19 protein-coding genes are annotated in these 22134 nt (G+C 37.3%); 1 reads left to right on the top strand and 18 read right to left on the bottom strand.

Features of this window, described 5'->3' with window-relative positions; all coding sequences use genetic code 11:
* Nucleotides 1-124: 124 nt before the first annotated feature.
* From KI338_RS07830 to yhfZ, 5 genes are all read right to left on the bottom strand, one after another.
* Nucleotides 125-1276: a YhfX family PLP-dependent enzyme gene (locus tag KI338_RS07830; RefSeq protein ID WP_212920442.1), complete on the bottom strand. Its 1152-nt coding sequence runs from the start codon at nucleotides 1274-1276 to the stop codon at nucleotides 125-127.
* A gap of 14 nt (nucleotides 1277-1290) precedes the next feature.
* Entirely contained in the window at nucleotides 1291-2508 is a 1218-nt protein-coding gene (locus KI338_RS07825) for a phosphopentomutase (protein WP_244853467.1), read from the bottom strand.
* Between the two features lie 22 nt (nucleotides 2509-2530).
* Entirely contained in the window at nucleotides 2531-3631 is a 1101-nt protein-coding gene (locus KI338_RS07820) for an aminotransferase class V-fold PLP-dependent enzyme (protein ID WP_212920441.1), read from the bottom strand.
* A gap of 162 nt (nucleotides 3632-3793) precedes the next feature.
* Nucleotides 3794-4669 carry a phosphotriesterase family protein gene (locus KI338_RS07815; RefSeq protein ID WP_212920607.1) on the bottom strand — a complete coding sequence of 292 codons (876 nt, stop codon included), beginning with the start codon at nucleotides 4667-4669 and terminating at the stop codon, nucleotides 3794-3796.
* Between the two features lie 80 nt (nucleotides 4670-4749).
* A complete protein-coding gene (gene yhfZ / locus KI338_RS07810) occupies nucleotides 4750-5682 on the bottom strand; it encodes a GntR family transcriptional regulator YhfZ (RefSeq protein ID WP_244853465.1) in 933 nt (310 codons plus the stop codon).
* Between the two features lie 358 nt (nucleotides 5683-6040).
* On the opposite strand from yhfZ, the gene KI338_RS07805 reads away from it, so the two are divergent.
* Nucleotides 6041-7795 (top strand): methyl-accepting chemotaxis protein, encoded by a 1755-nt coding sequence (locus tag KI338_RS07805; protein ID WP_212920440.1) that lies wholly within the window; start codon nucleotides 6041-6043, stop codon nucleotides 7793-7795.
* 160 nt (nucleotides 7796-7955) lie between these two features.
* On the opposite strand, the gene KI338_RS07800 is transcribed toward KI338_RS07805, so the two are convergent.
* From KI338_RS07800 to srlE, 13 genes are all read right to left on the bottom strand, one after another.
* On the bottom strand, nucleotides 7956-8810 hold the full coding sequence (locus KI338_RS07800; RefSeq protein ID WP_212920439.1) for a Cof-type HAD-IIB family hydrolase: 855 nt from the start codon (nucleotides 8808-8810) through the stop codon (nucleotides 7956-7958).
* Between the two features lie 21 nt (nucleotides 8811-8831).
* Nucleotides 8832-9569 (bottom strand): MBL fold metallo-hydrolase, encoded by a 738-nt coding sequence (locus KI338_RS07795; protein ID WP_244853462.1) that lies wholly within the window; start codon nucleotides 9567-9569, stop codon nucleotides 8832-8834.
* A 26-nt stretch (nucleotides 9570-9595) separates the two neighbouring features.
* Entirely contained in the window at nucleotides 9596-10645 is a 1050-nt protein-coding gene (locus tag KI338_RS07790; RefSeq protein ID WP_212920438.1) for an ABC transporter ATP-binding protein, read from the bottom strand.
* 13 nt (nucleotides 10646-10658) lie between these two features.
* Nucleotides 10659-12374 (bottom strand): ABC transporter permease, encoded by a 1716-nt coding sequence (locus KI338_RS07785; protein ID WP_212920437.1) that lies wholly within the window; start codon nucleotides 12372-12374, stop codon nucleotides 10659-10661.
* Nucleotides 12375-12464: 90 nt separating this feature from the next.
* The gene (locus KI338_RS07780) at nucleotides 12465-13475 is read right to left on the bottom strand and encodes an ABC transporter substrate-binding protein (protein WP_212920436.1); all 1011 of its coding nucleotides are present in this window, start codon (nucleotides 13473-13475) and stop codon (nucleotides 12465-12467) included.
* A 94-nt stretch (nucleotides 13476-13569) separates the two neighbouring features.
* Complete coding sequence (locus KI338_RS07775) at nucleotides 13570-14052, bottom strand: MgtC/SapB family protein (protein WP_244853460.1); 483 nt, start codon at nucleotides 14050-14052, stop codon at nucleotides 13570-13572.
* Nucleotides 14053-14418: 366 nt separating this feature from the next.
* Nucleotides 14419-15795 carry a dihydrolipoyl dehydrogenase gene (gene lpdA, locus KI338_RS07770; protein ID WP_212920434.1) on the bottom strand — a complete coding sequence of 459 codons (1377 nt, stop codon included), beginning with the start codon at nucleotides 15793-15795 and terminating at the stop codon, nucleotides 14419-14421.
* A gap of 11 nt (nucleotides 15796-15806) precedes the next feature.
* Nucleotides 15807-17156 (bottom strand): dihydrolipoamide acetyltransferase family protein, encoded by a 1350-nt coding sequence (locus KI338_RS07765; RefSeq protein ID WP_212920433.1) that lies wholly within the window; start codon nucleotides 17154-17156, stop codon nucleotides 15807-15809.
* Nucleotides 17157-17168: 12 nt separating this feature from the next.
* Nucleotides 17169-18152 carry an alpha-ketoacid dehydrogenase subunit beta gene (locus tag KI338_RS07760; RefSeq protein ID WP_212920432.1) on the bottom strand — a complete coding sequence of 328 codons (984 nt, stop codon included), beginning with the start codon at nucleotides 18150-18152 and terminating at the stop codon, nucleotides 17169-17171.
* 12 nt (nucleotides 18153-18164) lie between these two features.
* Nucleotides 18165-19151 carry a thiamine pyrophosphate-dependent dehydrogenase E1 component subunit alpha gene (locus KI338_RS07755; protein ID WP_373306333.1) on the bottom strand — a complete coding sequence of 329 codons (987 nt, stop codon included), beginning with the start codon at nucleotides 19149-19151 and terminating at the stop codon, nucleotides 18165-18167.
* A 134-nt stretch (nucleotides 19152-19285) separates the two neighbouring features.
* A complete protein-coding gene (locus tag KI338_RS07750; protein WP_212920431.1) occupies nucleotides 19286-20575 on the bottom strand; it encodes an NAD(P)H-dependent oxidoreductase in 1290 nt (429 codons plus the stop codon).
* Nucleotides 20576-20601: 26 nt separating this feature from the next.
* A complete protein-coding gene (locus KI338_RS07745) occupies nucleotides 20602-20967 on the bottom strand; it encodes a PTS glucitol/sorbitol transporter subunit IIA (protein ID WP_212920430.1) in 366 nt (121 codons plus the stop codon).
* Nucleotides 20968-21068: 101 nt separating this feature from the next.
* On the bottom strand, nucleotides 21069-22106 hold the full coding sequence (srlE, locus tag KI338_RS07740) for a PTS glucitol/sorbitol transporter subunit IIB (protein ID WP_212920429.1): 1038 nt from the start codon (nucleotides 22104-22106) through the stop codon (nucleotides 21069-21071).
* Between the last annotated feature and the right edge of the window lie 28 nt (nucleotides 22107-22134).

The raw sequence follows: 22134 nt of genomic DNA, 5'->3' as shown, positions 1-22134 counted from the left end.
TTCATACAAGCGTTGGAATCCCTTTATACAGAATATTGTATATTGTAATTATAACGCTTTCATTATGATAATTCAATATCCTATTTAAAATAGAATGCCGATTCCTGTCCCCACACTGTAAATTTTAACGAACCTTATTTCCAGTAGAATCATATATTCCTAGTAGCTCTGGACTTGTCTCGAGGCTACCTACAACAGCAAGATGAGCATTCGTAACGAAAATTTGCGTGCGAAATGCATAAATAACAGTATCACCAATGGATACATCTGTTGTATCTAATGTGCCATAATAGTCAATATTCGAGGGATCATTTTCAATTACATCAACACTTTTGATAGTATTTTTATCCGGGGCAACCAGTGCCCTCTCCATACGTGACCTTGGATAAAATCCACCACCAAATACATACGCCTTTTTTTCATATAGATGGGAAACCTCTGACACATACACCATTGCAGGTTTTTCTGGAAACTCACCTGACACATGCAGAGGAGTAGTTCCAGTCAATGCATGCCCAGGCTCACCTTGTGTTGCACCACTTTCCCTTAGTAGCTTCATAGTGGCAGTTGAAGTCGCACTTGGCATATTCATTTCAAGGTCCTTAAACCCTTTTTCCTCTAAAAATGTTTTGGCCTTTTGCATTGATAATACATTTGGAGTTGTCTTAGCTTGACTGTCCTCAATTAGTAAGCAAGGAAAACTTGTTAATCCTGCAATTTCAACCCCAGATAGCTTGATCAGCTTATCGATGTCTTCATATAGCTGCTTTAGTGTAAAGCCACCTTTTTGACCATCATATAGAAAGTCACCTGACTCCGCTATACGTAGAAAAATTTTTTGCTTCTTGCCAATTTCTAATGCAATTTCACTTATGTTTTTTGCATTTTCATAGCTGAATACTGTAACATAATCAGGATTAACTTCTAGTATTGTACGGATCATATACTTCGGAATCTGCACGAGATGACCTACATGGCCAATTTTTATTCCTTGTCGATGTAATGTCAACGCTTCCCATGGGTCGACTGCTACTGCTTTCTCAATACCTGCTTCCACAATCGCTTTCGAAATGAGTTCATTACGACCGATTTGTTTGGTCATAAATAACAGTTCAATATTCTGTTTTTTGGCTTCTCTAGCTAAAGCTTCGGCATTTTTTCGAACGGTATCCACATCTAGCACATAGGTGTTTGGTGAGATTAGTCCTTCTTGGTGTAGTTCAATTGCTGCATCTATCAATTTTCTATTGTGTTTCATGGTTGCCTGTAAAAACATAGTCTCTCTCCTTTCTATTTCTTCTCAAGTAAAGGAAGAAATGACGTGCCATTTTCCGTTCTATCTAGTCCTAAATAATCCGCGCCAGTCGCAGCAATATCAGAGAGTGTATCTCTTTCTCCGATGGCTACTGACCTAGCCGTATTTTGATAAGCAAGTAAATACGTTTTTTCTCTTGTATGCTGATTATGTCCGATTGTTGGATCATTGCCATGATCTGCGCTCATAATTAGTAAATCTTCATCGGTCATCTTTTCAAGCAGTGCAGGTAAATACTGATCCACTAGCTCAATTCGGTTTGCATAACGTTCAGGATTTTGTGCATGGCCTGCTAGGTCTGTTTCCTGAACCGTAGCTGCTATTACACCTTGTTCCACATGGTCCATCTCACTAATGATATCTTTCATTACTTGTTCCGTATCGACACCAGGGAACTTTCGAGCTCCTTCACAAAAAATGACATCCTGCATCTTCCCGATAAGTGACACTTCCAATCCTGCTTTCTTAGCTAAGGTTGGTAATTGATAATCTGGTGTTATACCAAATCCTAAATGTCGCACTTGATATCCCCGTTTATATACATTTGACTTCGGTGAGTTTACACCAACTAGACCATCCTCGCGTCTCTCAACCGATTCCTGTAAATGCTCTGGTGTAACATTTTCTCCACCAAGGGCAATGACCCGATTGACCTTAACTGTTTCACGGACAACCTGACCAATTTTAAGAACCTCATCAAATGGAATATAATCTAAAGGAGCGCTAACATTATAAATTTGACCATAATCTGTTTCAATATTATCTGCGACAATGACTAGGTCATTCACTAGTAAATATGGTAAATCTTCATTTGGAATTTTAACGTTATAGCCTCTGTTCTCTAATGAATCCTTTACCTCATCAATATTGTCACTAAATGGAGCCATATAGGTTTTCTTCGGCTTGGTACCCATGATTTCATTATGTCCCTCAAAGCTATCCGCACCGTTATGCATTAAATTTAAACATCCATAGCTAGCACTCGGATTGTCGATAGTTTGTAATGTTGGATGATTAATAATTTTATTGATTCCCAGCTTTTCGAAGGTAGGAATCTTTATGGTTGGAACTTTATCTACTATATGATAGAAAGTATTGGCGCCAATGTCCTGTGGATGATAGTCCTTTGCGTCCTCCATATATCCGACACCCAAGCTATCTAATATTAATATGATTACTCTTCTACTCATCATGTCCCTCTCCTCTATGCTTCGACTATTTCTTTGCTTGATGTATGCTGTCTGCTAGAATTCGGATAATGGTATCGGGACCACTTCGTAATGGATTAATTCGGATCATTTTCTTTGCAAGGGACGGATCTGCTGCTAAAAATGTTCCCGAGACTCGGTAGAACATCGGAACAAATTCATACTTCGATTCTGCTCCAATCGGGTTTGGCGCTGCACCAAGCTCCATCGCATGCTCCAGTACACACTCGGCTATTGGCTCTTCAAGCTCGACCAATAATACCTTTGATTGTGCATTGGCTAAAAATGCTTTCTTCACCCCAGGCACTTCACCTTGATTTAGTCTATTTACTAATTGATCATTTACCTGTGCTTGCGTTGCCAGCATGACTGGTGCATAAATCAAGCCTCGTAATGCTTCCATTGCCTCATGGCCTTGGACCTGGCTTCCTCCCGAGTAGTTAAATTTCTCGATTTTATCTACTAGAGCTGCTTTCCCTATGATTAATCCAATACCCTCAGGACCTAATAACTTAAACAATGAAAATGTAGATAAATCTGCTCCATGCTGTACTCCAATTTTTTCGACCTTCATTGCTGCATAATTGTCATCCGTAATGATTGGTAAGGAAGGGTTTAACGATTTAATGTATTCGATGGTCTTTCCCATATCGTAATGATCATCTATCTTTTGACGGGTATATTGAATTAACACGCCTTTTAGGTCGGGATTTTCAACGATTGCCTTTTCAATCGCATCTTTCTTATGGAAATCAGCATAAACCGCACCAATCCCCATCGATTCTATTGTCGTTTTACTAGTTGGATAAATTGGTGCTTCATGCACTAGTATTTTTTCACCCGGTTTTAAAATGCTCATAAATCCGAATCGTAGTGCACCAGTTCCTGCACCACGAACTAATTTTGCTTTTTCCGCACCAAAAAATTCAGCAAGAACCTCCTCTACTTTCTTCGTATAGGTTGGTTTATTTAATCCTTTGACGACACCTAGGTCACCAAGTGACAAAATTTCATTGCCTTGAAAATGTCTCGTAATGACATCGACTAGTGCAAATTGTTTCGCCTGTGCCTGCTCCATAGAAATACTTTCTAATGGTGTTGTTTCCATGCTGCCACCTACCTTTCATAAAGTGAAACCTCATTCAATAGGGTTTCCCTTCCTCCCCACTGAATGTTAGTAAACGAATCTAGCGTTTACTTGCTGCCAATTTCCCACTTGCGATTTCTCGATTTATTTTTAAATTCTTCTCGTTAAGGGTCTTTCAGCCAGTTAACCTGCAAAAAATGTGATTGGGTTCCTCACTAATAGCTTTTCAATTGATTCATCGGTAATACCAGTTCTTTCGAGGATCGGAATAAAGGTATCTAATAAATAGGAATAACCTAGTCCACCTTTGTACTCTAGGTGTGATTTTCTCGTAATATCCATAGATAGTACTACTTTATCGATGTAGCCAAGCTCCTGAATTTGTTTCAAAATATCGGCACGAACTTGATCTGGCATGTAATTTTCTTTTCCAATCGTATCAAATTCTACATAGGCTCCTTCTCGAAGCATATGAATGATATAATCAGCATCCCCTGTTAAATCAACATGCCCAATTATTACTCGATTTAAATCAACCCCATTTTCCTTGAAAAAGGCAACTTGCTCATGTCCTAATGTACCTAAGGAAGTATGCGTTGTTATTGGCTTATTGGTTTCCTTGTGAGCAATTACTACTGCTTCGAAAACCTTACGTTCTGCCTCAGTCCACGCATTATGGCTGGTACCAATTTCACCAATAATTTGTGCTTTTACATCTGTCCCCTTAATTCCTTCCTGTATTTCACGAATCATGCGCTCTGCTAGTTCTTCCTTCGTTTCTCTGAAAACCTGAATTGGATAAAATTTTTCCTGATAAAATCCAGTAGCATGAATAATATTAATGCCACTCTCCTCAGCAACCCTTTGAACAAATGGGATGTTTCTACCCATACCAAAATTCGTTACATCCACAATATTACGTACGCCCTTCGAATACAATTTCTTATATTCTTTGACGGTCTCTTCATAAACATCAAGCTGACAATCCTCATTGCGCTTTACTTCGGAAAGATCTATTGTCGTATGCTCATGCATATACGTTATTCCCTCTAGTAACATATCTCTCACTCTTTTCCTTTTCAGTTGAAACGTTAAGTAGCAATCTAATAGATTACTAGATTACTTGGCAAAGAATTTTTTTAATATCTAGGTATTTTCGTACCTTCTTCTACTTGATTTTGAATGGAGAGGATATCCTCATTTGCAACAGTTCCCCATTTATCTACTATTTCTTCTTTTCTAGCGCCATCAATAACAATAACTGCTTCAGATGTGTCCTTTGAGGTTTTTCTTGCTTCCTCTGATTTAAAGTCAACAAACGTAAACATTTGCTTCAACCGCTTATCATCCATACTCCATACAGCTGCATCTATTTGCTTAGTCTGTAGCATGTCAAAAAGCTGCATATAATTGAAATAGACATATTCGACATCCATCCCCTTAAACTCACTGAAGGTCAATTCCTTCTGGTCAGGTGAATCCATATCGACACCAATTCTCATGCCATTGCGTATACTGTCTTCCTCCGAATCAGCTAGGAAAACTTTATGTGCTGAAACATAACTATTCGCCCCTAATCGCTTCATCACCTGTAAACCGGGATATTTCTCTAGGCTATTATTTGCTGTTAATTTCGATACAATTGCAAAGTCACTGCGCTTTGTTCTAACTGCTTCAATCCGGTTTAATCCACCACGCATATACGATAAATTTATCTTTTTACCAGCATTTTCAAAAGCCTCAACCATACCAGTTGCTAACCCTTCATATTTTCTTGAGTATGGAAGTGGCATCGTTCCAATTAATGGCGATATACCAGCAATTTCTTGTAATAGCTCAATATCCTTATCAATTAAAAACGTACCTAGATGCCCCCGCGCTTCTAATCTAATCGCCTTTAACTCTTCTAACAATCCAAGGGCTATTTGAACTGTTCCTCTACCAATCGATAATTTTTCACTATAATCGGCTACTCTTGGAATCTTTTCCCCAATCTCAACATCTAACAATTCCTTTGCAATATTTTTAGCTGTTAGCCCGTTTTTAGAATATAACTTTTCCCACATTGTCATCGATACCTCAACTCAAAATACTATTTTTTGTACACTTATTATAAGCGTTTACATAAGGGAAATCAATGGCAACCACATGAATCCTAACCTTCTCACTAAGAACAAAATACAATATACTGTACATTTGTATTATAAACTCCTTCACATCATTTTTCAAGAAGGAACGCTGACTCTCGACAGATTTCACCCTTTACCAAATAGAGAAGAACTTGTTTCATTTTCATCTTGTTAAATTTTGTAAAACTCTGTATAATTATCTTGGTTTATAGTAATATAGACCTAGTTGGTCAGATATACGATGCCTTAGATAGAGTCCTTTCCAACTATATACATAAAAAAATTGACAAGTAGGTGCAAAATGAAGAACTTGAAAATCAATTTTAATTCTATTAAATCGAAATTGATTCTTGTTTCAGTAATGCTATTATTAACACCATTAGCAGTATTAGGTATATTTAGTTATCAAAAAAGTGAAAACAGTTTAAATGATCTTGGCGCAACAAACTTAAAAAACAGTGTTGAAATGACTATTGGAATGATAGAAGCCTTGAATGCAGAGGTGGAAATGGGTAAATTATCATTAGATGAAGCCCAGGAACGTGTGAAGATATTAGTATTGGGAGAAAAACAGGCAGATGGGACTCGGCCAATCAATACGAATATTGATTTAGGAGAAAATGGCTATATTTTTATTCTGGATGATGAAGGCAACCAGATTGCTCATCCTAAATTAGAGGGTCAAAATAGCTGGGATTCAGAGGATCCGAATGGTATCAAGTCCACCCAGGAAATTATAAAACAAGCACAAAACGGTGGGGGATTGACCTATTTTGACTGGCCTCTACCTGGAAATGAAAATCAAATTAAACCAAAAGTCTCCTATTCCCAAAAGGATTCAAATTGGGGCTGGACTGTTGTAGCGGGAACCTACATGATGGATTTCAATAAACCTGCAAATGATTTATTAAAAGTAATTTTGATTGTGGAAGGAATTGCATTACTTGTTGGTATAATTGTTGTTTGGTTATTTGCCAATAATATTTCCAAACCTATCAAAAAGGTCTCCGAGCACATGATGGTCCTTTCAAGTGGTGACCTGACTCAAGAAGAGTTACAGATTAAAACTAAAGATGAGATCGGTCAATTAGGGAATGCTACAAATCAATTGCAATCTAGCTTGAAGAAGGTAATGGAAAATGTTTCTAAGTCTTCAGAGACCTTAACAAGTCATAGTGAAGAGTTAACCCAATCAGCTAATGAGGTAAAGGCTGGATCTGAGCAAGTAGCGGTGACAATGCAAGAGCTAGCATCGGGAACAGAAACTCAGGCAAATAGTGCAAGTGATTTAGCATCATCTATGAGTACATTTGCAATCAAAGTACAAGAAGCAAATGAGAATGGTAGTCGAGTTGAAGACAGTTCTAAAGAAGTCTTAACGATGACCAATGAAGGCTCACAACTAATGAAAGAGTCCACTTTACAAATGAATAAAATTGACCAAATTGTACAAGATGCTGTTCATAAGGTACAAGGGCTGGACAAACAGTCCCAACAAATCTCTAATCTTGTAACAGTAATTAAAGATGTTGCGGAACAAACAAATCTGCTTGCATTGAATGCTGCGATTGAAGCTGCACGGGCTGGAGAACATGGTAAAGGATTTGCCGTAGTAGCAGATGAAGTAAGGAAACTTGCAGAACAGGTATCCGTTTCAGTGACTGATATAACGGATATAGTAACGAATATACAAAATGAATCTAGTGTTGTTGCCGAGTCATTGCAGAATGGCTATCAAGAAGTTAAACAAGGAACAAGCAAAATTGACTCTACTGGTAGAACTTTTAATATGATTAGTGAATCTGTAACAGAAATGGCAAATAACATAACAAAGATAACAGAGAATTTGTCTGATATTGAAGCTAGTACGCAAGAAATGCATAGCTCCATCGAAGAAATTGCATCCATTTCCGAAGAGTCTGCTGCTGGCGTGGAACAAACTTCTGCATCATCCCAACAGACAAGCAGTATTATGATAGAGGTAGCAGAAAGTTCTGAGCAACTTTCAAAATTAGCAGAGGAATTGAATGAATTAGTGCGACACTTTAAATTGTAGGGAATCCACTCGTGAAACGCAGGACAATTTCCGCATTCCATTTTCAATTCTTATATAAATAGCAAAAAAACTCCTTTAAGCTTATTTACTTTAAAGGAGTTTTTTAAGTTTGTTTCGGATGCAATTAGTCATTTTCGTAAAAGCAATAAAACAACCGTTATTATTTAAAGTACTTTTTTACTACCTCCGCTACACCATCTTCTTCATTTGAAAGTGTTATTGTGTCTGCTATATCTTTTACTGCATTGTTACCATTTCCCATCGCTACTCCTAATCCGGCCCATTGGATCATCTCGATATCATTATCATAATCGCCAACTGCAACTACTTCTTCACGTCTGATATTTCTATCTTGGCAAACATCAATTAAGGCAGATTTTTTACTTACGCCGGCGGCATTGATATCAAATCTTCGCTTTCCAGTTCTAGTAATATTAAGCTCTGGCCATTCTTTTACCTCATTATAGAGCCTGTCAACCACTTCAACATCATCATTTATAACGGTAACCTTGAAGATTGGTAGATTGTCATTTTCAACAAACTCTGATAGTTTACCTACTTTGTTCAAGCTAAAATGTTTTAATTGATCTTCGTAGTTTTTCGATAGTAATTCATAATTGGAATTCATGACAACATTTCCAAGTGCCCATCTTTGGTTCATTTCATTAATCTCTTCAACCACTAAGATATTATATCCGTAAAAGTGAAAATACACATTTTCTTTTTCAAAGAAGGTTGCTATCTTATATAATACATCCTTTTCAATAGAAGTTGTCCTTAACGCTTCTCCGGATTTAGCGTCAAGTATCACAGATCCATTTAATGCAACAAGGGGACATTTTAATTCTAGCTTCTTAGCGTGAAGCCATACAGATGCCGGAAACCTTCCTGTTGCTAACGTGACATCTATTTGATTTTCATTTAGTTTTTTTAATTGTGTTGATACTTCTTCTGTAATTACTTTTTTTCCATTTAATAATGTTCCATCCATATCTAACGCTAGCAGTTTATACATTGTGCTCACCTCTAAGTTATTCTACAACCTGTACACACTCTTCTCATTCGCGAGATGGATTTCTTTATCAAAAACAGAAGCTGCCATTTCCTTCATCCTGTCAAAATTTCCATCATGAGGTAAATGTGTTAAGACTAATTCTTTTACGTTCGCTTTTTTTGCTATGAGCCCAGCCTCTTTTGCATCCATATGTCCTTTGCCAACTGTATGAACACTTCCTTCACAAATCGTTGCCTCACAAATAAATAGATCTGCGTCCTTTGAAAACTCTACTAACCTATCTATATATTCAGTATCTGCAGAGTATACGATAACCTTATCCTGGTATGTAAACCGCATAGCAAAACAAGGTATAGTATGGTTAACACTTAGAAAGTCTATCGTTATACCAGCTAGCTCAATACTCTTACTCTCATCTATTACCGTATTTTTAGTGGCATCACTTTGTAACCGTGACCATAATATTTCTGGACTATTTGATGCATACAAAGGTAGTTTATCCTTCATCCTTCCATTTCTTAGTGAACCTAGCGCTGCATATTGGATAACACCAATATCTGCCATATGATCATCATGTAAATGACTTAATACTACACCACATAAATCATCTACTGTTAGACTTTTTGTCAGCTTACTCATTACTCCACTGCCACAGTCTACCAGAACATTTCCTTCTTCTGTGGTAATTAAATACCCCGATGTAGCTCCTCCATCTTTTGGATAGCCACCCCAATATCCCAAAATAGTAACTTTCATCATTCTATCAAACTCCCAGACTTCATCTATTAGTCATTTAACCAGATTCCTTTAGTTATTTGGAAGCCAATTACGTCATCTACTGGATAATTATAACTTGCATCTGTTATCATCCGAATTACTTCTTCTTCTACTTGTAAGTGATATTCAATCCTATCGCCCTGATATAGCTTTCTAATAATTTTTCCTTTTAACGTTGAGTTCTCCATAGGTGTAATATGGTGTGGCCTTACTGATAATATTCCATTCTCATTAAGCGTCTCTTTTCGTTCAATTTCAAGATGTTCACCAAATACTTCAACCATCATAGTCGATTCAGACTCCGTAACTAACTTACAATTAATCAAATTTGCAGACCCTATAAATTTGGCTACAAAGGAATTAGCTGGATTGTTATAAATTTCTTCAGGAGTACCGATTTGAATAATAGAACCTTTATTCATAATGATAACCTTATCTGACATTGTCATCGCTTCTGTTTGATCATGGGTAACATTGATTATTGTTACTTCCAATTTTCTTTGAATTTCTTTAATTTCACTTCGCATTGTCTCTCGCAATGCTGCATCTAAGTTAGAAAGTGGTTCATCAAGTAAAAGTAACCTTGGCTCCATTACTAATGCCCTTGCTAATGCAACCCTTTGCTGTTGTCCACCTGATAATTCATGTACAAAGCTATTTTCGTATTTCTCTAAATGTACTAATCGCAGGGCCTCCCTAGTCCTTCTTGTAAGTTCCTCTTTGTTTACTTTTCTTAATTTAAGTGGATAAGAAACATTTTTAAAGACATTCATATGTGGCCATACTGCATAGGATTGAAACACCATTCCTATTTCCCTCTTTTCTGGCTCCATAAAAACATTTTTATCCTTGTTTACTAAATCATTGCCATCAACAGAAATTGTGCCCTCAGTTGGTTCTATGAAACCAGCAATCATCCGTAGAGTTGTTGTTTTTCCACAGCCTGATGGCCCAACAATAGTTACCAGTTCATTTTTATTTATCTCTGCATTAAAGTTATTTACGACAACATCCTTATTATATTTTTTTGTAATATTTTTCAATATTAATGTACTCATATTCATCCTCCAGTTAAATACCGACTTTTCCTCTTGAGACTACCCTTGCAATTATATTTAACAGTATAGTAAACGTCAGTAATAGAATTGCCAATGCTGCTGTTAGGAGCACTTTTCCTTCCATTTGCGTAGAAAAAACGGATACCCCAATGGTTTCATTTCCAACTGACCATAATAACGCAGACAAAGAAATCTCTCCAAGAGCAGGGATTAAGACAAGGAAAAATGCACTATATAAGCTTGGCCGTAACAAAGGTAACATAACGTCGCGGAATGACCTAGCTTTGGAAGCTCCAGAAATTCTACTTGCCTCTTCTAAAGCAGGATCAATTTGACCAATCGCTCCTGACAATGTTGTAACCCCTAAATTCATAAATCTAGCTAAATATGCAATTAACAAAATCATAAAGGTTCCATACAACTGCCAGCCTACAATAGGTACTGGTTTTGAAAAAGTCATAATCATTGCTAGTGCCACTATCGTTCCTGGTACAGCATATGGTATTGCAACTAATGAATTAATCAAACTGGAACCAAGTGCCTTACCTCTAATTGTCATGTAAGCAATAATTAGTCCACAAAAAGCAACTACCGCCCCGGCAGTTACGGATAAGACAAAACTGTTAAATAAGGAGCGCTGAATATAACTAAGCTCGAAAAGCTTTAGAAAATTGTTTAGTGTTAAATTAGATAAACTTACTGGTAAGCCATACACTTTAGAAATACTTGTAACTAAAACTGCAAGCATTGGAGCAACAAAGGTTACCAATACAACTAAACTTAAAAATACTTGAACAATCCATTTATATTTCCCTAATTTAGTAACTTCTGCTGATCCACTTTTACCACTTACAACGACATATTTACTAGACTTTGTGAATCTTGAATAAATGTTTAACCCGATTATCCCTAGCAAAACTAATAACATAGATTGTGCTGCCGCAACTTGAAGATGGTTCGGCATATCGGATGATAGAATCGTATAATAAATCTGTGTTGTCATTAAGTTAATCTGATCTGGAGCACCAAGTACTGCAGGTGCACCAAACTCGGCCATTTGATACATAAATAACAATAGCATTCCACCTAAAATTGCCGGTGCTAATATAGGGATTGTAATATCCTTTAGGGTTCTAAAAGTACTCGCACCAGATATGCGTGCAGATTCTTCTATCGATGCGTTTATTTTTTTCATGGTTGGAAGAATAATAATATACGGTATCGCAAAACCATATATAGACATTACAAAAATCATTCCACCAATACTATAAATATCTATTAACGGTTCTGTCGTGTTAAATAAGTTCATTAGCCATTTATTGAAAAAGCCAACAGGGCCAAGTAAATAAGTCCATGCTATCGCTCCAATAAAAGGTGGTATAAGATAAGGTATGACAAGTAAGGTTTGCCATATCCCTTTACCTGGTAGATTAGTTCTTGCAACGATCCATGCTAAGACAACCGCTATAATTGTTGAAATTATAGTTGAAGGTATAACGACTATTAAACTATTAATCATACTTTTTAAAATTGCCGGATTGGTAAAGATCGCATAATAATTAGCAAAGGAAAATTCCTCGTTGGCCACAAAGCTTTTTACAACTAAAACTAATGATGGATAAATTACTGTAAATCCAACTAATATGACAATAATCCACCATACTATGTTCGTTACATTAAAAAAGGAAGTAGTCGCTAATCTTTTTGGTGAATGATTTATTCGTGACATGAATAATACTATCCTCTCTCTCAATAGATTAAGGAAATCTGGACGAAATTTATTTATTTCGTCCACGATTCCTTCTTTATTATTTGGTGATTATTGCTCACCAAATATATCTGAGAAACCAGTCTTTAGGCTTTCTCTGTTTTCTTTAAGAAAGTCAAAATCTAGAGGCATGATATTAATTTCATCAGTATCAGGAGCATTTTCTGGAACTCCTACTTCAGGATTAACTGGAATATAGCCTTGATCTTTAAACATCTCTTGTCCTTGTTTTGATAGTAGGAAATCTAAAACCTTTTTCGCAGCATCCTTCACTTCAGAATCTTTCATAATACCAACTGGAGTTGGAATTATAACCGCACCTTCTTCAGGCCATACTACCTCAACAGGTGAGCCCTCATTTTTCGCATTTCTAGCCATAAAATCAACTACCGATACTACGTGGTACTCACCGCTAGCTACCTTACTTGCCAAAGCACCATTACCCTGTTCAAATTTTAGGTCATTCTCTTTTAAAGACTTAAAATAATCCCAACCTAAATCATCATTATGAACTATAGAAGCCAAAGTAAGAAATGCAGCACCTGAGTAGTTTGGGCTAGCCATAGCCGCTTTACCCTTATAATCTGTGCTATATAAGTCATTCCAAGAAGTCGGAGCGTTTTTAACCTGGGTAGTATTATAAGCTAAAACATTGAATATTTGGCGAACCTCATAATACTTTCCATTATTATAAATAAAGCTTTCATCCAATCCTTCTGCATTCGGAGATTTATACTCTTCCAGTAGGTCTTCCTCTGAAAGCGAATTAAAATAATCTATATCTGCAAACCAGACCATGTCAGCTACTAATCCTCCAGATTGGCGCTCTGCCTCCATTTTTGCAATTACTTGTTCTGTGCCTGTCCGAAAAATCTCTACTTTAATCCCAGGATTTTCTTTTTCAAATTCCTTCATCATCTCTCCAACTTGATCTTGTGACTCAGAGGTGTAAAGATGAACTGTTACATCTTTATTCTTTCCAGAAGCATTTTTATCACTACATCCTACCAACATAACTCCTATTAACAATACCGCTAAAAGTTTAATCGTTATCCTTTTCATCTACTTATTCTCTCCCCAAATTTTTTGAAATTTATAATTCTGATTGCGCTCCATTTTAAAAAATTAAGCACCTGCGAAACCTATTAACAAATTATTAACTTGCTAGCCTCTCTTTTTTGATTTTCTTCCTTTCAATCGTATCCCCTAATCTGGCTAATACCATTGAAATAAAAGTTGAAAAGATTACAATTCCATAAAAACCAGATCCAATGCCAATCCCTATTCCTCCTACTAAAAATATCATTGCTGCAGAGGTAAGACCTTGCACCTTTAATCCATTCTTTAATATGACTCCTGCCCCTAGAAAACCTAATCCAGAAACTATTTGGGCAGCGAGCCTAAGTGGATCCATTCGAACTCCTTCATGTAAATTACTAAACTTTGTAACCCCTTCAATTGAGACGATGGTTAATAAGGTGCAAGCAACGGATACAAACATATAGGTTTTAATGCCAGCAGGCTTATTCTTGTACTCTCTATCCAGTCCTACCAAAAATCCTAAAAGAGCACTTAGCAATATTTTTATAAAGTTCTGAAAATTATCATTAAAATAATCCAGAATGATTGTGAAATCCATCGGATTCATACCTCCATACTTATTGTTCCAACCATCCTACCATGTGATTCGTCCCTCCCACAATTTATGTGAAGCGCTTTCATATTAATCAATTACACATAGTCGTTTTACAAATGTTCCAATTAATTACCTTTGTAATTATATTATTGGTGAAATAATTTCCTGTCAATAGCTATTTGTAATATTCTTTAAATTTTGTTGAATTTTGTCGATTCATTACCTTAATTACTATTTCTATATCAGTCTCAAAAAAGTAATTTCCCAAAAGCGCTAACTAAGTGGGCTAGCGCTTTTTACTATTCCAGCCATATTCTACTTTACTAGTCTTTAAATCCTTAGAATAAGAAACATATAGGAAACTAGCCTCTAATTATAATGAATTCCTTTTCCTACCCAAGCAGCTGCACTTTCAAATAATGACTCCGACATGGTAGGGTGTGGGAAGATCATCGAATTAATCTCATCAACTGTTCCTTCTAAATGAATAAAGGAAGTTGCTTGACTAATCATTTCCGTAACATGTGCCCCAACCATAACTACACCGAGAATCTCTCCATATTTCTCATCAGCAATTAATTTCATAAATCCCTTATTCTCGCCACCAGCAATTGCTTTTCCATTACCCGCAAAGTCTATTTTTTTAGATTGAACTTTATAGCCTTTCGCTCGGGCCTCGTCTTCTGTCAGTCCAACACTAGCAATCTCCGGGAACGTGTATATACAACGTGGTATTGCGCTTTCTTTTTTATTTGACTCCCCTAAAATATGATTAATAACATGTATTCCTTCAGCACTTGCAGCATGTGCTAGTTGGAATCCACCGATTAAATCACCAATTGCATATATACCATCTATTGAGGTTTGTAAATTCTGATCTACTTTTACAAATCGATCATTTAGTACTAGGCCTAAATCTTCAATTCCGGTTAAATTAGGTGTACGTCCAACAGACACAAGTACACTATCCGTTTCTAAGGATACTTTCTCTCCACCCCTATCTAATTCCACAATGGTACTTGCCCCTCGTTTAAATCCAGTAATTTTGGTAGAGGTGTGTACGTTAATCCCTTTTTCAACCAATTCTTTTGTCAAAAATGTAGTTGCATCAGGATCTTCAGAAGGAATAACCCGTTCAGCCATTTCTACTATTTCTACAGAAGTCCCCAAACTATTAAACACACAAGCGATTTCTAATCCAATAACGCCTCCCCCCATAATAACGAGACGTTTTGGTACTTCCGTAATGTCAAAGATTGTATCACTTGTATGATAGCGGATTGTATCAAGACCAGGAATTTCAGGAACAAAAGTCTGAGAACCATTTGCTAAGATGATAGTATTTGCATGAATTTCTTCTTTATTATTTTTCAAATCGATGATTATCTTTTTATCACGAGTTACTGTTCCATAACCGTGAAAAAATGTAATCTTGTTTTGCCTTAACAGTCCTTTAATTCCATTTTGAAGTTGACTAATAACCTGATTTTTTCGTTTTACTATCTCTTCTATCGAAAAAGTAAAACCACCAACAGTAATTCCGTAGTTTTTGGCTTCCTTTATTTTGTTGATTATTTCAGCATGCTTTAGCAATGTTTTTGATGGAATACAGCCTCTGTTAAGGCATGTTCCACCAAGATCTCGACCTTCGATAAGAGCAACCGAAAGACCAGACTTCGCAGCACGAATAGCCGCAACATAACCACCTGGACCACCACCAATGATAGCTACATCAAATTCCTTCATCTAAAAACCTCCTAAACCAAAAGACTGTATGGATCCTCTAGACTCGATTTTAGCTCGGTTAAAAATGCGGCTGCAGGTGCTCCATCAATTACGCGATGATCAAATGATAGACTCAAAACCATTATTGGGCGTACTTCTATTTGTCCATCAACAACTACTGGTTTTTCAACAATTCGGCCCACCCCAAGAATTGCAGTTTCAGGAGGGTTAATAATTGGGGTAAAGCCATCGATTGCAAACATTCCTAAATTGCTAATTGTAAACGTGCTCCCCCTCATTTCGTCAGGCGTCAGCCTGTTTTCACGTGATTTAGCCCCTAGTTCCTTACTAACTTTTGTTAATTCAGCCAATCCCTTTTTATTTGCTTGTTTTACGGAAGGTACGATTAACCCATTTTCAACTGCAACAGCTAATCCAATATTGACATCTTGATTGTAAACAATCTCATTATCTATTAAAGCAGCATTTACTTTTGGATGATTACCAAGTACATGGGCAACAGTTTTCATAATAATTTCCGTATAAGATATACGGTATCCCGTTTGCTTTTCAATTACTGGGAGAAGTGCTTTACGAAGCTCAATTACTTTTTTCATGTCTACATCACTTGTCAATGTTACATGTGGAATCGAACGTACACTTTCTAGCATCTTATCAGCAATAGCCTTTCGTAGACCCTTCAGTTTCACACGTTCAACTGGCGCATCCCCATTTGTTGGCAACTCTTGGGAAGATATAAATTCTAGAACATCCGCTTTTTCAATTTTACCGTGCACACCATTGCCGGATACCATACTTAAATCAATGGCATTTTCTTTTGCTATTTTCTCAGCCAAAGGAGTGACTAATACTGTATTTTCTTGGATTGCCTGAAGAACATCCTGTTCATGGATTCGTCCATTTGGTCCGGTTCCGGTAATAGTATTTAATGTAATATCATTTTCCCGTGCGACCCTTCTTGCTGCAGGTGTTGCACGAACCCTTTCATTATTGTCTACACTGTTATCAGTAATTTCAGAAGTATTTTCTGCTACCTCTTCATGTTTTGCGTTTGTCGTAGCACTGTCATCAGACTCAATATCCTCACCACTTATTCCAGGAGACTCTGCGGGAACCTCTTCCCCTTCTGTACCAATATAGGCAATAACAGTATTAACAGGGATTTCTTCATCCTCCTGAAAATACTTTTTAAGTAAAATTCCTTCTTCATATGCCTCGACTTCAATATTAATTTTATCCGTCATAATCTCAAAAATCGGTTCCCCAACCTCTACGGGATCACCTTCTTCTTTAAACCATTGCAGTAATGTACCAACTGCCATCGTACTACTAAGTTTCGGCATGAAAACTTCTTTTGCCATGCTGATCCCTCCTTACGCTCGGTTTAGTGTTTCTTTAACAGCTGTAATAATGTCTGGAACTTGTGGAATATGTGCTCTTTCCAATTCTGGATTGTAAGGCACTGGTGATTCAGCTCCCCCTAAGCGTTTAATTGGAGCATCCAGATAATCAAATGCTTCACTTTCCGCTACAACACTCGCAATTTCCCCACCAATTCCTCCACGTTTTACGGCTTCATGTACGACGATAAGCTTACCTGTTTTCTTAACCGAATTGACAATTGTTTCTTTATCAAGTGGTACGATAGTACGTGGATCAACTACCTCTACACTAATTCCTTCTTTATCTAGCTCTTTAGCTGCTTCTAATGCCTTATGAACCATTATTGCTGTTGCTACGATGGTTACATCCGAACCCTCACGTTTAATATCTGCCTTTCCCAAAGGAATACTGTATTCCTCTTCTGGAACTTCGGATGACGTTTTATAAAGTAATTTATGCTCGTAAAAAATTACCGGGTTGTCATCATCCATTGCTGCCTTTAACAGCCCTTTAGCATCATAGGCAGTTGATGGTTGAACTACTTTTAATCCAGGGATATGCGCAACCCAAGCCTCTAGACTTTGAGAATGCTGGGCGGCAGCTCCTGTACCAGATCCACTGGGTGTTCTTAGCACCATTGGTACTTTTCCTTTTCCACCATACATATAACGTATTTTCGCAGCTTGGTTAACCATTTGATCTAGTGCGATTGTAATAAAGTCAGAGAACTGTATTTCCAAAATTGGTCGCATTCCAGTTAGTGCTGAGCCTACAGCGGCACCTGCAATACCAGCTTCACTAATTGGAGTGTTGCGCACGCGCTCCGGACCAAATTCTTCAATCATTCCGCGGGTTACACCAAATGCCCCACCATATACACCAATATCTTCCCCTAAAATGTATACGTCCTCATTTTTACGCATTTCTATACTCATTGCTTCACGTACAGCTTCTAAATAAGTAATCTCCCTCATTATTATCCCCTCCTACGCATACACATCTGTTAAAAGATCATTTAATGTTGGTTGTGGACTAGCTTCAGCAAATTTAACAGCATCCTCAATTTCTTTTTTTACAGCAAGACGAACTTCTTCTGCCTTTTCTTCTGTTAACAATCCAGCCTCTATTAATACTTCTTTATAACGTTTAATTGGATCCTTCTTGCGCCACTCTTGTTCTTCGTCACGCGTACGGTATTTCTTCGCATCACTCTTGGAATGTCCTTTCCAACGATATGTTTTTGCCTCGATTAAGGTTGGACCTTCTCCACTTCGGGCGCGTTTAATTGCTTTATCCGTTACGTTCATCATGGCAATAATGTCGTTACCATCTGCGACTTCTCCAGGAATACCGTATGCTTGTGCTCGGTCGGCAATATTTTCAACTCTTGTCATCTCTTTAACTGATCCTGACATTCCATACTGGTTGTTTTCACACACAAATATAACCGGTAAATCCCAAATAGATGCAAGATTCACTGCCTCATGAAAACTTCCCTCATTTGTTGCTCCATCACCAAAAAAGCAAACCGTTACATAATCAAGACGCTTCATTTTCGCAGTCAAGGCAGACCCTACTGCAAGTGGTATTCCTCCAGCCACTATTCCGTTAGCTCCAAGGTTCCCCATTTCCACGTCTGCAATATGCATGGATCCACCTTTTCCTTTACAATAACCTGTTGTTCTACCGAATAACTCAGCCATCATTTTATCTGGTGTTGCGCCTTTTGCGATACAATGTCCATGACCTCGGTGTGTGCTTGTAATTTTATCCTCTACAGTAAGCAGCGCACAAACCCCTGCAGCACTTGCCTCTTGGCCAACCGCTAAGTGTGTTGTACCATGAATCATTCCTTTTGCAAAAAACTCATCTACTTTTTCATCAAATAGACGGATTTGCCACATTTGTTTATAAAGGTCTATTAATTTATCATTTGTAATTGAATTTGGAACGTTTAATTTTAGCATATCCATTCACCCCAACTCCCTTTTCATCCGTTCGAATCTGTTACATTTGTAAAAGAATGTGTATAAAAATATGTTTTGCTGAAACGCAAAACAGCAATCAATTATTCTTTAGTTACGTATTGAGTACAATCTACTATCTATTAAAACATCCTATCTTGAATCGATCGTAATTTCCAAATAGTAGATTCTTTTGTTTGTTCAATATCAGCATAGGTGATGATTTCTCCCTTTTTAATTGGTCGTTTTAATATAACATTAGAATCGACAAGTCCAAGTGGAAGTGCATTTTGCTGTTTTGCTTCTGTAGCTTTCAGCAATTTCCCGTAAACAGTATATCCACCAATCGTATCTAAATGTTCCCCAGCTTCTAAGTCCTTCTTTGCAACTGTAACTGTTTCGCCCTGCAATCCGAAATAAGGTGCAATAGTAGCTTCTTTATCAAAATAAGCTTTCGCAATAGATAGAGGTGTTTCCAAGCTCGTTAAATGATAAGGACGGAATAAAACATAGTTCGGCCCGTCACCCATTTTTAAATATTTCATTTCAGCATTTACTTCTTGTTTATCTGAGGCAATAATTGCAAAAACACCTGGCGCCACACCGTTAACAAAGTCTACAATCCTTCTTCCGTTTAATTTTCCTCCTTTTTCTTTTTCAAGAAAAATTCCCGGAAGATCTTGAACGGTTCCTTCAAAGCCATGCATACCTGGTTGATCAGGTAAAAAACCGGTAGCATTCGCAACAGCATTCATCTCCACCATTGTTTTTGTTCCATCCTGGAAAGACGCAAGCATTTTTGGGGACGAGCCTTTCGCCTTAGCCTCTGCTTCCGCTGTTGTTGGGTTAGCTTCTAAATTCAATGGATTATTTTTTCCCTTTCCAAGAGCTACGATTTCAAAGCCCATAGCATCAGCAAAATCATAAAGCTCCATAATGGCACCAGGCTCATCACCAGCAGATCCAGTATATACGACACCACTTGCATCAGCCATTTTCTTAAGCAAAGGTCCAACTGTCACATCCGCTTCAACGTTAAGCATAACGATATGCTTTCTGTTTAATATTGTATCCCAAGCGATTTCAGCACCAATATTTGGAACGCCAGTTGCATCAACAACAACATCAACTTCGTGTAATGAAGTAACTAATTTCATGTCTGTTGTTGCCACTACTTTGTTTGCTTGAACTGCTGCAGAAGCTTCCTTTATATCATTTGTGCAAACAATTTCAGTTACAGCGACACCAGCATGTTTATATGCATTCGTTATATTTTCAATTGCTAAATCAGCTGTAATAACAACACGCATACCTTTCATACTTTCAATCTGGGAAATCATCCCTCTTCCCATTTGTCCAGCACCTACTAGACCAACTCGAATGTAGGATCCTTCACTTTCCAGTTTCGCTAGCTTTCTATTAATATTTAACATATTCTCCACCCCTTGGCTGTTTAAAATTATCTTCTATGAAAAGAAATAACAGAATTACCCGTTATCTCTGGGATTGCTTTTTTTTCCGTACAGATGGTCCCAGGTAATTCGGAACTAGTTTCACCATTAAAATTAATGGTTGCATGTCCAAGCTCTTGTAATGTTTCGTTCGCCTTATCTCCAACAAATAGTATCTTAAAGCTTTCATTTCCAATTACCATCTCATCTCCAGCTTTGATCTCTTCCGTAATATTTCTGTTATCATGAATAACAGAAATTCCTTTCAAGTCAGCTGGTACAGTGTCATTAAATAAAATCATCATAGACTCTTCAAACATAAACAGTGCTTCTTCCCCTATTTCAACAACATTTAACTGTAAAAACTCACTCATTTTACCACACTCCTATAAAAGAAAATTACAAATGTAACAAGTTGTTACATTTGTAATTATAAAGCGCTTTCTTTTAGCCGTCAATAAAGATGTCTAAATAGTTAACTATATAAACCGAAACTAGCAAAATACGCAATAATTACTGCAGCAGGCCCGGTTATTAAGCGAGAGAATAGTACAGCAGGTACGCCTACTTCAATCGTTTCCGGATCTGCCTCACCTAAGGTGAGACCAACTGGAACAAAGTCTGTTCCTACTTGTGGGTTAATGGCAAATAAAGCTGGCAATGCCATTTGTGGAGGAATATTTCCATTCGCGATTTCTACACCTATTAATACCCCTACAACCTGTGCAATAACTGCACCGGGCGCTAGTAAAGGTGAAATTACTGGAATTGCTGCAACTAAGGAGAGAATTAACATACCTATTAAACTAGTAGCCATAGGTGCTACAAAATTAGCAATTAAATCACCGATACCAGTAAAAGTGATGATTCCCATTAATGCACTTACAAAAGCCATGAATGGTAAAATATTTTTAATTATCGTTTCAATTGTATCTCGGCCAGATTGGAAAAAGATACTGACGACATTCCCCACCTTATTTCCTAGAACCTCAATAAATTTCATAATTGGATTAGCTTTCTTGCCACTACCATTTTGTGCAGCTACTTTAGCTTTAGCTTCTGCTTTAACTTGTTGTGCAACCTGTTTGTCCATTAATGAAGTATCACCCTTATCCACAGCTGCAGCAATGTTTTCCTCTCCACTTACATCTTGTATATTTTGTACATCTACACCAGAAACAAAATTGTCCTCTTTGATAAACTTTAATAATGGTCCTGAAGGTGAATTACTGAATGTGTTAATTGTTTTTACACCCATTCGAGGATACACACCACTTCTAGCAGTTCCACCACAGTTAATTACTGCTGCGGCAATTTCCTCTTTCGGGACAGACTTTTCAAATCCATCAATTGCTATACCTCCTGTGCGGTCTGCAATCTCTTGCGCAACCTTATGGATTCCACCACCTGTAACCGAGATAATATATTTTTGTTTATCACTTGGAGTTATAATTAACGGCCCTCCCCAACCCGAGGAACCTTTGACAATCTTAACAGATTTAAATTCACTCATAGCTTAACCTCCTTCGATAAATTCCACT

The sequence above is a fragment of the Ornithinibacillus bavariensis genome, from assembly GCF_018333235.1.
Classification (GTDB): Bacteria; Bacillota; Bacilli; order Bacillales; family Amphibacillaceae; genus Ornithinibacillus; species Ornithinibacillus bavariensis.
Note: the sequence above shows the minus strand (reverse complement) of the source record. Positions and strands in the feature narration are given on the sequence as shown.